The organism is Pseudomonas sp. BN414 (assembly GCF_029871275.1).
GTDB classification, from domain to species: Bacteria; Pseudomonadota; Gammaproteobacteria; order Pseudomonadales; family Pseudomonadaceae; genus Metapseudomonas; species Metapseudomonas resinovorans_C.
The window spans coordinates 143,525-157,498 of record NZ_SSOL01000073.1; the positions used below are offsets into that span (position 1 = coordinate 143,525).

General features: G+C 61.9%; 16 protein-coding genes. 5 read left to right on the plus strand and 11 right to left on the minus strand.

The features are described from left to right. Nucleotides 1–65 precede the first annotated feature (65 nt). On the minus strand, nucleotides 66–584 hold the full coding sequence (locus tag E8E95_RS20660) for a hypothetical protein (protein WP_280353513.1): 519 nt from the start codon (nucleotides 582–584) through the stop codon (nucleotides 66–68). Nucleotides 585–928: 344 nt separating this feature from the next. On the opposite strand from E8E95_RS20660, the gene E8E95_RS20665 reads away from it, so the two are divergent. Next, nucleotides 929–2,158, plus strand: a complete 1,230-nt coding sequence (locus E8E95_RS20665; RefSeq protein WP_280353516.1) for an NADH:flavin oxidoreductase/NADH oxidase family protein — start codon at nucleotides 929–931, stop codon at nucleotides 2,156–2,158. 45 nt (nucleotides 2,159–2,203) lie between these two features. Here the strand turns inward: E8E95_RS20665 and E8E95_RS20670 are convergent, their stop codons facing one another. The 5 genes from E8E95_RS20670 to E8E95_RS20690 all read right to left on the minus strand — a co-directional run bounded on the left by E8E95_RS20670 (nucleotide 2,204) and on the right by E8E95_RS20690 (nucleotide 5,309). After that, nucleotides 2,204–2,638, minus strand: coding sequence for a nuclear transport factor 2 family protein (locus E8E95_RS20670; RefSeq protein ID WP_280353518.1), 435 nt, complete (start codon nucleotides 2,636–2,638; stop codon nucleotides 2,204–2,206). Nucleotides 2,639–2,796: 158 nt separating this feature from the next. Next, entirely contained in the window at nucleotides 2,797–3,297 is a 501-nt protein-coding gene (locus tag E8E95_RS20675) for a GNAT family N-acetyltransferase (protein WP_280353520.1), read from the minus strand. Between the two features lie 197 nt (nucleotides 3,298–3,494). Next, nucleotides 3,495–3,911: a cupin domain-containing protein gene (locus tag E8E95_RS20680; RefSeq protein ID WP_280353522.1), complete on the minus strand. Its 417-nt coding sequence runs from the start codon at nucleotides 3,909–3,911 to the stop codon at nucleotides 3,495–3,497. A gap of 135 nt (nucleotides 3,912–4,046) precedes the next feature. After that, nucleotides 4,047–4,868 (minus strand): AraC family transcriptional regulator, encoded by an 822-nt coding sequence (locus E8E95_RS20685; RefSeq protein WP_280353524.1) that lies wholly within the window; start codon nucleotides 4,866–4,868, stop codon nucleotides 4,047–4,049. 99 nt (nucleotides 4,869–4,967) lie between these two features. Continuing rightward, nucleotides 4,968–5,309 carry a hypothetical protein gene (locus E8E95_RS20690; protein ID WP_280353525.1) on the minus strand — a complete coding sequence of 114 codons (342 nt, stop codon included), beginning with the start codon at nucleotides 5,307–5,309 and terminating at the stop codon, nucleotides 4,968–4,970. A 263-nt stretch (nucleotides 5,310–5,572) separates the two neighbouring features. Here E8E95_RS20690 and E8E95_RS20695 point away from each other — a divergent pair, with 263 nt between their 5' ends. Beyond that, nucleotides 5,573–6,127: a magnesium transporter gene (locus E8E95_RS20695; protein ID WP_179058841.1), complete on the plus strand. Its 555-nt coding sequence runs from the start codon at nucleotides 5,573–5,575 to the stop codon at nucleotides 6,125–6,127. A 303-nt stretch (nucleotides 6,128–6,430) separates the two neighbouring features. Here the strand turns inward: E8E95_RS20695 and E8E95_RS20700 are convergent, their stop codons facing one another. The 5 genes from E8E95_RS20700 to E8E95_RS20720 are packed head-to-tail and all read right to left on the minus strand — an operon-like array spanning nucleotide 6,431 to nucleotide 11,411. After that, nucleotides 6,431–6,748: a cytochrome C oxidase subunit IV family protein gene (locus tag E8E95_RS20700; RefSeq protein ID WP_280353532.1), complete on the minus strand. Its 318-nt coding sequence runs from the start codon at nucleotides 6,746–6,748 to the stop codon at nucleotides 6,431–6,433. 17 nt (nucleotides 6,749–6,765) lie between these two features. Next, a complete protein-coding gene (locus E8E95_RS20705; RefSeq protein ID WP_280353534.1) occupies nucleotides 6,766–7,443 on the minus strand; it encodes a heme-copper oxidase subunit III family protein in 678 nt (225 codons plus the stop codon). A 4-nt stretch (nucleotides 7,444–7,447) separates the two neighbouring features. Next, nucleotides 7,448–8,137: a cytochrome c oxidase subunit 3 gene (locus E8E95_RS20710; RefSeq protein ID WP_280353537.1), complete on the minus strand. Its 690-nt coding sequence runs from the start codon at nucleotides 8,135–8,137 to the stop codon at nucleotides 7,448–7,450. Continuing rightward, the gene (gene ctaD / locus E8E95_RS20715; RefSeq protein ID WP_280353539.1) at nucleotides 8,134–9,909 is read right to left on the minus strand and encodes a cytochrome c oxidase subunit I; all 1,776 of its coding nucleotides are present in this window, start codon (nucleotides 9,907–9,909) and stop codon (nucleotides 8,134–8,136) included. Before ctaD ends, E8E95_RS20710 begins: the two co-directional genes overlap by 4 nt. A gap of 38 nt (nucleotides 9,910–9,947) precedes the next feature. Beyond that, nucleotides 9,948–11,411, minus strand: a complete 1,464-nt coding sequence (locus E8E95_RS20720) for a cytochrome c oxidase subunit II (RefSeq protein ID WP_280353543.1) — start codon at nucleotides 11,409–11,411, stop codon at nucleotides 9,948–9,950. Nucleotides 11,412–11,731: 320 nt separating this feature from the next. Between E8E95_RS20720 and E8E95_RS20725 the strand changes: the two genes are divergently transcribed. The 3 genes from E8E95_RS20725 (at nucleotide 11,732) to E8E95_RS20735 (ending at nucleotide 13,930) form a co-directional block, all read left to right on the plus strand. Next, the gene (locus E8E95_RS20725) at nucleotides 11,732–12,295 is read left to right on the plus strand and encodes a TetR/AcrR family transcriptional regulator (RefSeq protein WP_280353702.1); all 564 of its coding nucleotides are present in this window, start codon (nucleotides 11,732–11,734) and stop codon (nucleotides 12,293–12,295) included. A 59-nt stretch (nucleotides 12,296–12,354) separates the two neighbouring features. Further along, the gene (locus tag E8E95_RS20730; RefSeq protein ID WP_280353545.1) at nucleotides 12,355–12,834 is read left to right on the plus strand and encodes a nuclear transport factor 2 family protein; all 480 of its coding nucleotides are present in this window, start codon (nucleotides 12,355–12,357) and stop codon (nucleotides 12,832–12,834) included. Between the two features lie 196 nt (nucleotides 12,835–13,030). Continuing rightward, the gene (locus tag E8E95_RS20735) at nucleotides 13,031–13,930 is read left to right on the plus strand and encodes a bestrophin family protein (RefSeq protein ID WP_280353548.1); all 900 of its coding nucleotides are present in this window, start codon (nucleotides 13,031–13,033) and stop codon (nucleotides 13,928–13,930) included. Nucleotides 13,931–13,974: the final 44 nt, after the last annotated feature.

A 13,974-nucleotide genomic window follows, 5' to 3' on the forward strand; every position in this document is an offset into this window, starting at 1 on the left:
GTTCTCCCGAAGGTGAGGAACCTCCCCGGCGCTCGACACCGGGGAGATGGATCAGGACGCGAGGATCAGTTCTTGGCCTGGCTCATCTTGGTGAACAGCTCGGTGGGGACTTTCTTGCCGTTGGACAGGTACTGGTTGCTGCGGAACTTGTAAACCTCGCCTTCGGACAGGAAGCCGTCCTTGTTGGTGTCCATCGCAATGAACTCCGCTTCGCCCTTCGGCGCCACGGTCAGGAGTTCCTTGCGCGATACCAGGCCGTCGTCATCGGTATCGGTGCGCGCGAAGGAGGCATCGCCGCACTTGCCTTCGCCACATTTGCCTTCGGCCGCCTTGGTGTTGCTTGCTTCGGCGGCACCGCACTTGCCTTCACCGCACTTGCCTTCGGCGGCCTTGGAACCGCTGGCTTCCGCCGCACCACATTTGCCTTCGCCACACTTGCCTTCAGCGGACTTGTCGGCAGCGGCGAGCATGTAGCCCTGGGGCAGTGCCTCAACGGCAAAGGCAGAAGTCATCTGCATGCCGCCAGCCAGGGCGACAGCGATCAGGCCAATACGGGTCTTGTTCGAGAACTGGGGGCGAGACATGGCATTTCTCCGGATTCGTTGCGCGACCAAGGCGCGCGAGGCTTGCCACAAGGGCTATTGGGACCCTGGAGCGAGGCGCCTGGGCTGGCCTCGTTCGGGTGTGGCCATTTCGCCTCAGCCGTGTATCCGTGACGTATCTGGAGGAAAAAGCATTTGTAAGCGACTCGATGAAGATCGGGGCCTGGATACATTGGGATACGTCCGGCACCTGCCCGCGCGTCTACGGGCTTTCACGGCACCCGTTGCGGGTCATTCCAGCCCTTGCCCGAGCATTCGCCCTGACCTATTGACATTAAAGTTAACTTTAAACTTAGGATTCTGGCTCCGCAGAAGAGGAGCTACCGATGAGCCTGTTCGAACCACTTGCATTGCCCAATGGCGCCCGGATACCCAACCGCCTGGCCAAGGCGGCCATGGAAGAAAACATGGCCGACGACAACCATGCGCCGTCCGCAGAGCTGCTGCGCCTCTACCAGCATTGGGCCGATGGTGGTGCCGGCCTGATCATCACCGGCAATGTGATGGTGGATGGCCGCGCCATGACCGGCCCCGGTGGCGTGGTGCTGGAAACGGACAGCCACCTCGAGCACTTCCGGCGCTGGGCCGAGGTCGCCCGCTCGCGTGGTGCCCAGGTCTGGATGCAGATCAACCATCCGGGCCGACAGACGCCGGCCGCCCTGGGCCAGCCGACCCTGGCACCCTCCGCCGTGCCGCTGGACCTGGGCAAGTTCTCCAACCAGTTCCGTGTGCCCCGCGAAATGTCCGAAGCGGATATCGAGGAAGTGCGCAGTCGCTTCGTCACTGCCGCGCAACTGGCCGAACGCAGCGGATTCAACGGCGTGCAGATTCACGCCGCGCATGGCTACCTGCTCAGCCAGTTCCTCTCGCCGATCAGCAACAAGCGCCAGGATCGCTGGGGCGGTTCCATCGAGAATCGCGCACGCCTGCTCATCGACATCGTCCAGGGCGTTCGTGACGCGGTGTCGCCGGGGTTCGTGGTGTCGGTGAAACTGAACTCGGCGGACTTCCAACGCGGCGGCTTCAGCCCGGAGGATGCGCGCAGCGTGGTCGCCATGCTCAACGAGCATCGGGTGGACCTGGTCGAGCTATCCGGTGGCAGCTATGAAGCCCCGGCCATGCAAGGCCAGGCTCGCGATGGCCGCACCCTCGCCCGCGAGGCCTACTTCCTCGAATTCGCTGAAAGCATCGCAGCCGTTGCGCGGATGCCATTGATGGTCACCGGCGGCATCCGGCGGCGGGCCGTGGCGGAGAAAGTCATCCAGAGCGGGATCGCCCTGGCCGGAATGGCCACGGCGCTTTCAATCAATCCGAATCTGCCGCGGGAGTGGTCGAACGGTGGCGACAGCGCCCCTGCCCTGCGCCCCATCACCTGGAAGAACAAGACACTCGGCGCCATGGCCAACATGGCGGTGGTGAAGTACCAGTTGCAACGGTTGAGCAAGGGGCGCGCCACGCGACCGAATGTTTCGCCGCTGATCGCCCTGCTGGGGCAGCAGGTTTCGACCTCGTCCCGGACGCGACGCTATCGCCGCTGGATCGCCGGGCGGAATTGACGGCGCGCACGGGCCATGGACTATCTCATGGCCCGTGCCACGCCCTCAGACGGCAGCCTTGGCTTCCGCCAGATAGGCGCCCAGGCGTCGTCCCATTTCTGCGCCGAGCGCCTGCAGGCCGCTCATGGGGCGAACCATCACCTCGAAATCGACGATCTTGCCCTGCTCGTCGAAGTGGATCATGTCGATGCCCTTCAGGTCGCGCCCATCGACGTGTGCGCTGAACTCCAGCACCACGCCAAGGCCATCGGCGGTCGCCAGTTGGCGGTGATAGGTGAAGTCGTTGAAAACCTTGAGCACGGTATTGAGGATGGTCGAGACCACCATGGGCCCCGGATAAGGGGTGTGCGCCATGGGCGAGCGGAACACCACATTCGCCGCCAGCAATTCCGGCAACGCGGAAAGATCCTGCTGCTCGACCATCTCGTGCCAGCGTTGCAGCGAGGCAGCGGCCTGGGGTTGCAGGTTCAGTTCGGACATCGTCACTTCCTCTCGATTGTTCTTCTTCTGGAAGCCCGTCAGGCGCGCATCGGCGCACCCGTGTCGGGGGCTGGAAGGACGATACGACCCGGAAATACCTGGCTCAATGATCGAAAATGACAGCCTTATGATCCGGCCGTACAACTTGCAACGCGCCCTCAGTGAGTCGTGCGCGTCACCCGGTAATTCAGCAATTGCGGATCATCATCCAGGGCGATCTCGTGCACCGGTCGCTCAAGCTCGGCCAGCACGGTGCGCCAGAACGCCAGGGCGATTTCGTCCTGCGGGTAGAAACGCACCAGCCAGTCGTTGGTTCCGCTGGTCAGCACCTGCGTGGCCACGGCGCGGCCGACACCCTGGCGCCGGTACTTCTTGAGGATGAACAGGTCCGCCAGTTCGAGGGCATCGATCCCGGGCAGTTCGCTTCGCTCGATCAGCAGGAACCCGGCGATGAACCCGTCCACCAGGATCAGGTGCGCGCTCCAGAGCGGCTCCTGCCAGTAGCGCGCCAGATGCTCGTCATGGATGTAGAAGCGACCGTCGACTTCGACGTCTTCCTGTTCCCAGTCCGAGGACTCGTAGGCGTAGAACTGATACAGGTTGCGGATCAGCTCCATGTGCTCGGGGCCGGTTTCGACCAGCTCGATAGCGCCGGTCATGGCTGCGCCCTGTGGCAGGAATTGGAATACGAAAAGGACAACATGGCATCTCGGTGCAGGGAAATATTCGACGCATATTCTTGCAGAACCCGAGGCGCATTTGTGTAGGAGCGAGCTTGCTCGCGAACAGGCCGAGCACGACCTTTCGCGAGCAAGCTCGCTCCTACAAATACAAGAGCCGCCGAAGTTCGTCCTGGCTACTGCTCCAACTTCAGCAACGGCTTACCTTTCTGCACGATGTAAGTCGCCAGCTCCGATGCCTTGTCCTTGCCGACGTTCGTCGCGACATGGGCGGTGCCCGCGGGGATGAACAGGGACTCTCCAGCCTTGAGGATGACGTTTGGACGCCCTTCCAGCTGGTACTCGAAGGTGCCGGATATTACGTGGGCGACTTCCGCGCCTGGGTGGGAATGCCGGGGTGAGGCGACGCCCGGCTCGAAGTCCACGCGCACCTGGATGGCTTCGTATCCAGGTACTTCCAGGTCATGGCGGGTGAGGTCCGTGCGGTGGATGCCGTTCTGCCAGCTGGCCTGGGGCTTCTCCTCATGCGCCTGGGCAAGACCGGTGATCGCCAGCAGTGCCGCAGCGACAGTGAGGGTTCGTAGGTTCAACATGGCAGGTGCCTCCGGGTGAAAGATTGGGTGGCTTCACCCTATCCACGGCATCTGCCGACGTTGTGTCGGGACTCGGCGGCTTCTGAAAGCGCACGTGTATGGCAGCGGGACGGACACACGAACATACAAAGTGGCTCAATCCAGCCGCTGTACCCACTCCCTCGGGCTGGCGCCCACCTTGCGGCGGAAGGCCCTGGCCAGGGCGGATGGGCTTTCGTATCCCACCTCGTCGGCGATCAGCGCAATGGGCCGACCTTCCCGCAGACGCTTCTGCGCAAGGCTCACGCGCCAGCTCACCAGGTAATCCGCCGGCGTGATGCCCACCATCTCGCGGAACTGCGCGGCGAAGCTGGCGCGGGACATGTTGGCGGCCAGGGCGAGATCGGCCACCGACCAGGGTTTCGCGGGGGCCTCGTGCATCAGGGTCATCGCCTTGGCCAGACGCGGGTTCGCCAACCCTGCCAACATGCCGCCGGACAGTTGGTTGCTGTCCATCAGATGGCGCAGGAGCTGGATGACCGTGAGTTCGAAGAGGCGATCGAGCACGGCTTCGCGCCCGCAATCGTCGCCGAAGGCCTCGCTGAACAGCCAATCGATGACGCCAGCAATGCTCGGCACGGAAGACAGGGGCAGCAGCAGGTAATCCGGAAGTGCCCGCGATAACGGGTTGTCGATGCCGCCGTCGAACTCGAGGGTGGCGCACACCAGCTCAGCGCCGTCCTCGTCGCTGGCGCTCATGCGGTGAGCCACGGGCCTTCCCATCAGCCACAGGCTCGGCGCATCGACCACAATTCCCTCGCCATGGCTCGAAGCCAGCGTCACACGTCCTGCGCGCAGCAGGTGCAGATAGCCGCGAGGGACTTCGCCGGGGTAGGCAGCCACGCCGCAGAAGCCGCCACTGAAGAAGGTCGAGGCATGCAGGCTGAAATTGCTCAGCAAGGACGACAGTCGATCCACGTGTCTCACCCTCGGACTCAGACGAGTTGGAGCCTTGCTGAGGTGGATGACAAGGGCGTGGTTCGTTCGGCTTCATCCGCGCCCTTGCTCGTGTTGCCGTCAGCCCAACTGATCGATCATCACCGTGTTGGTGTACACCAGGCTGCCGTCGCTTTCGCGGTGCCCCACCAGGTGGAACAGCCCACGGTCATCGTCCTTGCTGAGAAAGACGCGGAACTGCAGGTCCGAAAGCGAACCGCACTCGCTGGGCGTGACCAGCTCCATGTGCGCCATGTCGGCATCGATCATCATGTCCGGCTCATGGGTTTGCTGCAGGTGCTCTTCCGCTTCCTCGAGTAGCAGATGATCGGCATTGTTTAGGTGGAAGTGCAGATCCCCCATCGGAACGGACTTCTCCGCGCCCTGGGGTTTGCACCAGCTCTTGATGGTCAATGTATTCATCTAGCAACCCTCCTGACTCGTGCGTTGCCACGCCAGCTGTTCAATCAGCAGTTTAGACAAGGACCACCATCTGGGCGGGCAAGTCATCGGCCAAGGCCGCGTGCTTCAAGGGCTACAGGCCTTCGACAAAAATCCCGGATGCTATAATTTTCCAGTGAAAGAACCCTGGATTTTCAGCCAGGGCTCGAGGATAACCATCGGGAATAAAGCCATCGATTGCGGGAGGCGAACGACCACTTCGAACCAGTATCCGGAGGTGAGTCATGAATAGGCACTACTACATCAGCAACAACCTCGATGACCTGGAAACCCTCGAGTCCGAACTCGAGGCCAATGGCATCAATACCGAGCAGATCCATGTGCTGAGCGACAAGGACGCCGACGTCGAACAGCACCATCTCCATGATGTGAATTCCTTCATGAAGCAGGATGTCGTCCACTCCGGCGAGATTGGCGCGCTGATCGGCGTACCACTGGCCGCGCTGGTGCTCCTGGGCGCCTGGCTGGCGGGCTGGACCGACACACCGGCGGGATGGGTACCTTTCGTGTTCCTTGCGGTGGTCATCCTGGGCTTCTGCATCTGGGAAGGCGGCTTCTTCGGCATCCAGGTACCCAACGCGCACTTCCGCAACCTGAAGGAGAAGGTCAAAGAAGGCGAGCACATCTTCTTCGTGGATGTGGACCCGGATCAGGAATCCGTACTCGACCGGGTCATCAATCACCACCCGCAGCTCCGTCTCGCCGGCACCGGCTCCGCCTCGCCGCACTGGATCGTTTCCTGGCTGCATCGGTGGCATCAGTTCAAGCGGACCATCTAGGCTCTGGGAGAGGGATTCCCATACGCAGCCTCTGTAGGAGCGATTTCATTCGCGAAGCAGGACGCAGTCCTGCCGTAGGTTGGTCCGAGGAACGAGGCCCAACATAGCGGTACCGCGTGTTTGGTTACGCCGCTTGGTGGATGAAAAAAGCGCCATCCACCCTACGGGCCAGCTTCGCTGGCCAATCGCGAATGAATTCGCTCCCACAAATGGATCGGCACATTCCTGTGGGGGCGAATTCATTCGCCAAGCAGGACGCAGTCCTGCCGCGAACCGAACGCAATGAACTCAAACACCCGCAACCTACTGCCCCAGGAACGTTCCTCGGGTGAAAAGCACGTAATCCGCCTCGGCGGCCATCAGCCCCACCAGCACCAGCAGGCACAGCGGCGGCACCAGGATCGCGTAGACCAGAGCCAGGCGCTCCCATGCCATGTGCATGAAGATCGAGACGATCAACCCCGCCTTCAGCAGCATCAGGACGATGATCATCGACCAGCGGAAATACCCGGTGAAGTGGAAATAGTCCACCAGGTAGGACAGGGTGCTGAGGATGAACAGCAGCCCCCAGATCTTCAGGTACAGGCTGATCGGATGTTGTTGACCCTGTGCATGCGCCATCTGATTTCTCCCCTGCTCTACCACAGGTAGAAGAACGCGAAGATGAAGACCCAGACCAGGTCCACGAAGTGCCAGTAGAGCCCGGCGATTTCGACGATCTGGTAGTTCCCGCGTTGCTCGTAGTCCCCACGTAGCACCTTGAAGGCCACGGTGCAGAGATAGATGACGCCAACCGACACGTGCAGTCCGTGGAAGCCGGTGATCATGAAGAAGCAGGCGCCGAATTGCGCCGCACCCATCGGGTTGCCCCACGGCCGCACGCCTTCGGAAATGAGCTTGCTCCATTCGAACGCCTGCATGCCGACGAAGGTGGCGCCACACGCTGCGGTGGCCAGCATCAGGGCTGCGCAGCGTACCCGTTCGCGGCGGTAGGCGAAGTTCACCGCCATGGCCATGGTGCCGCTGCTGCTGATCAGCACGAAGGTCATGATGGCGATGAGGATCAGGGGAATGCTCGCGCCGCCGATGGTCAGGGCGAAGACTTCGCTCGGATTGGGCCAGGTGGCGGTGGTGCTGATGCGCACCGACATGTAGCCGGTGAGGAAGCAGGTGAAGATGAAGGTGTCGCTGAGCAGGAAGATCCACATCATCGCCTTGCCCCAAGGCACCTGCTTGAAGGCGTCGCGATCCGAGGACCAATCGCTGGCTACGGTGCGCCAGGTGCTGGGGGCCGCATTCTCCCGTGTAGTGGCCATGGCCTCACCTCAGTCCGCAGAAGGCCGCGATGGCCTGGTAGGTTTCCGGGGTGCTGGTGAGCAGCGCGAAAAGCACCAGCCACAACCCCAGCAGGTAGTGCCAGTAGAACGCACACAACGCCATGCCGGTCCGCAGCCGTTCGCTCGGGCCGGGGCGCAGCATGCGTAGTCCGACCATCGCCCAGGCCACCAGGCCACCAGCCAGGTGCACTCCATGCAGGCCGGTCAACAGATAGAAGAAACTGTTGGCCGGATTGCCCGAAACGAAGTACCCAAAGGCGGCGAATTGCTGCCAGACCCAGAGCTGGCCCGCCAGGAACGCCACGGCAAAGGCACCACCGAGAAGGAACGCCAGACCCGCCGTGCTCGCCTGGTTGCGTTCCCCAGCCACCTTGGCCCATTGCAAACAGCCGCTGCCGAGTGCCAGCAACGCTGTATTCACCCAGAGCATCCACGGGTGGGCCAACGGCGCCAGCGGATCGGTCAGCGGACGCCAGTCCGACACCTGGGAGCGGATGATGAAGGCCAGCAGGAACAGCAGGAACAGCGCCGTCACCACGCCCAGGAACACCGCCAGGCCGACTTTCGCGGTGCGGTAGCGATCCTGGATCGACGCGTCGGGTCCATGGGCATCGCCTGGACTCCAACCACCGGGTTCGGCACCTCCTGCGTGTTTCCAGAGTTGCGTGCTCATGGTCGTTTCTCCACGGGCGCCGGCTTGCCTTGCGCCTCGCGCATGCGCTGCAGTTCTTCCTCCGAGACGGTCTGCGGCACGAAGTCCTGCTCGATACCCGGCACGCTGTAGTCATAGGCCCAGCGGTGCACCACCGGCAGTTTCTCCCGCCAGTTGCCATGCACCGGAGGCGTGTCCGGCGTTTGCCATTCGAGGCTGGCGGCCTTCCACGGGTTTCCGCCGGCGGGTCGGCCCTTGAAGGTGCTCCAACCCAGGTTGAACAGGAACAGCAGTTGCGACACGCCCACGAACAACGCCACCACGGTGATGAAGGCATTCAGGTCCTGGGCGGACTGAGGGATGAAGGCGTAGTCCGGGTAGGCGTAGTAACGCCGCGGCATCCCCAGGAAGCCCAGGTAGTGCATGGGGAAGAAAATGGCGTAGGTGCCGAGGAAGGTGATCCAGAAGTGCAGCTTGCCAAGCGTGTCGTTCAGCATCCTGCCGGTGATCTTCGGGAACCAGTGATAGATGGAGCCGAAGACGACCAGCACTGGCGCCACGCCCATCACCATGTGGAAGTGCGCCACCACGAAGTAGGTGTCCGACAGCGGGATGTCGACGATCACATTGCCGAGGAAGAGCCCGGTCAGGCCGCCCACCAGGAAGGTCACGATGAACGCCAGGGCGAAGAGCATCGGCACAGTCAGGTGGATGTCGCCATGCCAGAGCGTCAGCGTCCAGTTGTAGACCTTGAGGGCGGTGGGTACGGCGATGACCAGGGTGGTGACCGCGAAGAAGAAGCCGAAATACGGGTTCATCCCACTGACGTACATGTGGTGCGCCCAGACCACGAAGCTCAGCACGCCGATGGCGATGATGGCCCAGACCATCATCCGGTAGCCGAAGATGTTCTTCCGCGCATGGGTGCTGATCAGGTCGGAAACGAGGCCGAAGGCCGGCAGCGCGACGATGTACACCTCGGGGTGGCCGAAGAACCAGAACAGGTGCTGGAAGAGGATCGGGCTACCGCCCTGGTGATCCAGTTGCTGGCCCATGGAAATCACCGCTGGCATGAAGAAGCTGGTACCCAGCAAGCGGTCGAAGAGCATCATCACCGCACTGACGAACAGTGCCGGGAAGGCCAGCAGCGCGAGAATCGAGGCCATGAAGATGCCCCACACCGCGAGCGGCATGCGAAACAGCGTCATGCCGTGGGTACGTGCCTGCAGCACCGTGGTCACGTAGTTCAGGCCGCCCATGGTGGCGGCGACGATGAAGATCGCCAGGGACACCAGCATCAGCACGATGCCCCACTCCATGCCCGGCGTGCCTCCGGTAATCGCCTGCGGTGGATAGAGCGTCCAGCCCGCCCCGGTGGGCCCGCCCGGGACGAAGAAGCTGGCCAGCAGCACCAGCACCGCCAGCAGGTAGAACCAGAAACTGAGCATGTTGACGTACGGGAAGACCATGTCCCGCGCGCCGACCATCAGCGGGATCAGGTAGTTGCCGAAACCACCGAGGAACAGCGCCGTCAGCAGGTAGATCACCATGATCATTCCGTGCATGGTCATCGCCTGGTAGTAGGCGCTCGGGTCCATGAATTCCAGGCTGCCGGGGAAGCCGATCTGCAGGCGCATCAGCCCGGACAACACCAGCGCGACCACGCCAACGAAAATCGCGGTCAGGGAGTACTGGACGGCAATGACCTTGTGGTCCTGGCTCCAGATGTAGCGGAAGAAAAAGCTGCTGGGCTCGTGCAGCACATCAGCTTCGGCATGTTCGACGTAAGCCATCGGATCTCCTCCGGTAACGAGTCGGAGTCCTTCTGGAGCTACGGCGCCTGTTCCTGCCTTGCGGCGTCGGGATTCGCCCTGGACTTGATGAAGGCGATCACTGCATTCAGTTCCTGGTCACTGAGCTTGAAGACCGGCATGACCGGCGCGTAGCCCTTGACCAGCGAGGCTTCGGGTTTGAGCACGGACTCCCTGAGATAAGCGTCGTCCGCTTTCACCTTGCGGTCGTCGGCAAGCGTCTGCTCCTTGCCGTACAGACCCTGCCATGTGGGGCCTATGCCCTTGCTGCCATCGAGGCTGTGACAGGCCAGGCAACCGAGCGACTGGGCCACTCGCTGCCCCTGTTCAGCGGCATCGCCACCCTCGCCTGCGGCGCCGGCTCCGCCCTGCTCTTTCTGTCCGGCCGCACTCAGTGACTTGATGAAGGCCACCAGGGCAGCCAGCTCATCCTGGCTGAAAGTATAGGGCACCATCACAGGCGGAAAGCCCTGCACCAGGCGGGCCTTGGGATCGAGGATGGACTCCTTCAGATAAGCCTCGTCCACCTTCACGCTGCTGCCGTCCACCAGTTTTTCATCACGGCCGTAGAGTTCCTTCCACCCCGGCCCCAGGCTCGTACTGCCATCCTGGCTGTGACAGGCGCGGCAGCCGTGGGTTTCCGCCAGCTGGCGACCGGTTTCGATCAAATTTCCCTGGCTGGGTTTGCTGGCAGCGGCCAGGGTATCGGCAAAGGTCGGCTGGCCCGCCAGCCATTGCTGGAAGATATCGGGCGGCTCGACCAGCAGCATCCCGCGCATATTGAAATGCCCGACGCCGCAGAACTCCGCACAGAGGATTTCGTACTTGCCGAGTACCGTCGGGGTGAACCAGAAGTGCGACACCATCCCCGGGACCATGTCCATCTTTCCGCGTATCTGCGGGATGTAGAAGTTGTGCAGCACGTCCTTCGAGCGCAGCAGCACCTTCACCGGGCGGTCCAGCGGCAGGCGCACCTCGTTGTTCCTGATCAGCACATCGTCCTGGCCGTTGGGGTCCTTCGGGTCCAGGCCCAGCGGATTGGCCGCATCGACCCACTTCACATCAGCACGGCCGAGCTGGCCGTCCTTTCCGGGAAAGCGATAAGCCCACTGCCATTGCTGGGCGACCACCTCCAGCGGGTAGGCATCCTTGGGCACATGGACGAAATCGCTGTAGACCACCAGACCCGGCGCCAGCATGCCGATGATGCCGATCGAGGTGGCGATGATGAGCCACCACTCCAGCTTGTGGCTCTCCGGCTCGTACTTGGCGCGGCGGCCCTCGCGATGACGAAAACGGATGATGGCCACCGCCATGAAGCCGACGATGGCGATGAAGAACACGCCGGAGATGATCAGCGTGATGAGCAGCGTGGTGTCGATGGAGCCCCAGTTGGAAGCAGCCGGGGTCAGGTGCCAGGGCGCCAGGAGATGGAACAGCACGGACGCGACAACGATGATGATCAGGATGATTGCTATCGCCATGTGCCCGTCGCCTCGTTCCTGATGCTCGCGCACGGTGGCTGTGTGCGACGGTCATCGGTGCAGCAAATCGCTTTCCGGCTCCCGGTATGGCCGGAAGCTCGGCCTCTGTTCCCCCAGTGGCTGATTTCGTGGGAAGTATAGTCGCTGGCGGCGGGCTGCCCGGTCCGCTGCACACACTGCTTCCAGGCGGCATGGGATTACACTTCGGCAAGGATGGATGGGCGCGGTGAACCCATGGTTTTCATCCATCGGAAGACCGTTCATACCTTTTTCAGAAAAGAGGCTTGCTCGTGGAGAACGATCGTTCTACCATCTTTCACATGGACAGCAAATCAACTACCGATGTCAGAGATAAACTTCTCGAAACCGCCGAAGACCTGATTTACAGGAACGGTATCAATGCCACAGGCATGGACCTTCTGGTGAAGACTTCCGGGGTTTCGCGCAAGAGCATCTATAAATACTTCGGAACCAAGGACGAATTGGTAGTAGAGGTATTGAGACAGCGCGACGAGCGCTGGATGAACTGGTTCAGAAACGAAGTCGAAAAGGTCGAAACGCCCGAAGCACAGTTGCTGCAGATGTTCAGCGTGCTCAAGGGCTGGTTCGAGTCGGATGGCTTCAGGGGCTGCGCCTTCATCAATACCGCAGGTGAAACGGGTGACCCTCAGGACCCCGTTCGCCAGGTTGCCAAGGAGCACAAAGAAAAGCTGCTCGATTTCGTTCTCGGGATTTGCCAGCAATATGGAGCCGTCGATGCGGACGCCCTGGCCAGGCAGTTATTAGTCCTGATCGACGGAGCCATTACCGTTGCCCATGTACTCGGTGATAACAACTCGGCAGATACTGCGCGGCAAGTAGCGCAAACGCTGCTGGGCAAATAGGAAGTTATCGAGCGGGCAACTTCAAACTTTGAACCTTCTATTTGTATTGGAGACTATCCATGTCCTCTAACGCTGAAGTTCGTCCGCCGCTTCCCCCTTTCACCCGTGATTCGGCCATCCTGAAAGTGCGCCTGGCCGAAGATGGCTGGAACAGCCGCGATCCGGAGAAGGTCTCGCTCGCCTATACCCTGGACACCAAGTGGCGCAACCCCGCGGAGTTCGCCTTCAACCGCGCCGAAGCCAAGGCCTTCCTCACCCGCAAATGGGCCAAGGAACACGAGTACCGGCTGATCAAGGAACTCTGGGCCCACTCCGACACCCGCATCGCCGTGCGTTATGCCTATGAATGGCATGACGACTCTGGCAACTGGTTCCGCTCCTACGGCAACGAGAACTGGGAGTTCGACGAGAACGGCCTGATGTTCAACCGCTACGCCTGCATCAACGACCTGCCCATCAAGGAAACCGAGCGCAAATTCCGCTGGCCCCTGGGTCGTCGCCCTGACGACCATCCGGGCCTGTCCGAACTCGGTCTCTGATCTCACCACCACCGACGCGGCGCCCCTCCGGTGCCGCGTCTCATCATCGATGCCATCTATGCGTGGCACGCAGAATTCAGCGTTTTCTCGTACGTCTCATAAATGGCGTCGATGGCCCGGTCATCATTAGCGATTGGACGTAACGCCCGCCGCAGCCTTAGCTTTCGCTTCTCGAACAGCCCGGCGTCCCTATCCGATGATCGTCCGCCCCAAACCCAACCTGCTGATAATTCTCACCGCGCTGAAGGGCTCCATCGCACGGCACATTGCCCTGCGCACATTGCTGATCACCCTGCTCGCCTGCCTCATCGTGGTCATCGAGCGCCTGCATCCGGGCTGGTTCACCCGCATCAATGCCATGCCCTTCACCCTGCTCGGACTCTCGCTATCGATCTTCCTGAGCTTTCGCAACAACGCCTGCTACGACCGCTGGTGGGAAGGTCGCAAGGCCTGGGGACAGATCATCATCGAAGTCCGCTCTTTCGTCCGCCAAAGCGTGGCGATCAGCGATACGGCCCTGCGCGAGGCCGTGCTGCGCGAGTTGTGCGGATTCGCCCACGCGCTCAATGCACGACTGCGCGGTGAAGATGAACAGGCTGCGGCGCGTCCCTGGCTCAGCGAGGAGCCAAGCGCCTATGGACTCAACACCAGCGATGGCATCCTGCGGAAGATCGGCGGCCAATGCGCGCGCCTGGCCAGCCAGGGGGAGCTCAATGAGTGGCGCTACACCCTGCTGGAAACACGCCTGTCCGGCCTCAGCTCGGCCCAGGCGACCTGCGAACGGATCAAGACCACGCCACTGCCCTTCCCCTATACCCTGCTGCTCCACCGCACCAGCTACATCTTCTGCCTGCTGCTGCCCTTCGCCATGGCCGGAACCCTGGGCTGGCTGACGCCGATCATCACCATCATCGTCGCCTATACCTTCTTCGGCCTGGATGCCATCGGCGACCAGCTCGAAGACCCGTTCGGACGGGACGAGAACGACCTCGCCACGGACTCGATGGTGCGCGCCCTGGAGCGGGAAATCCTCGATGCGCTAGGTCAGCGCGACCTGCCGCCGCCGCTGGAGCCCGTCGATTACGTGCTGACCTGAGCCCGCTATCCGATGGTCGGTGACGGCTACGCAAGCAGCCGATC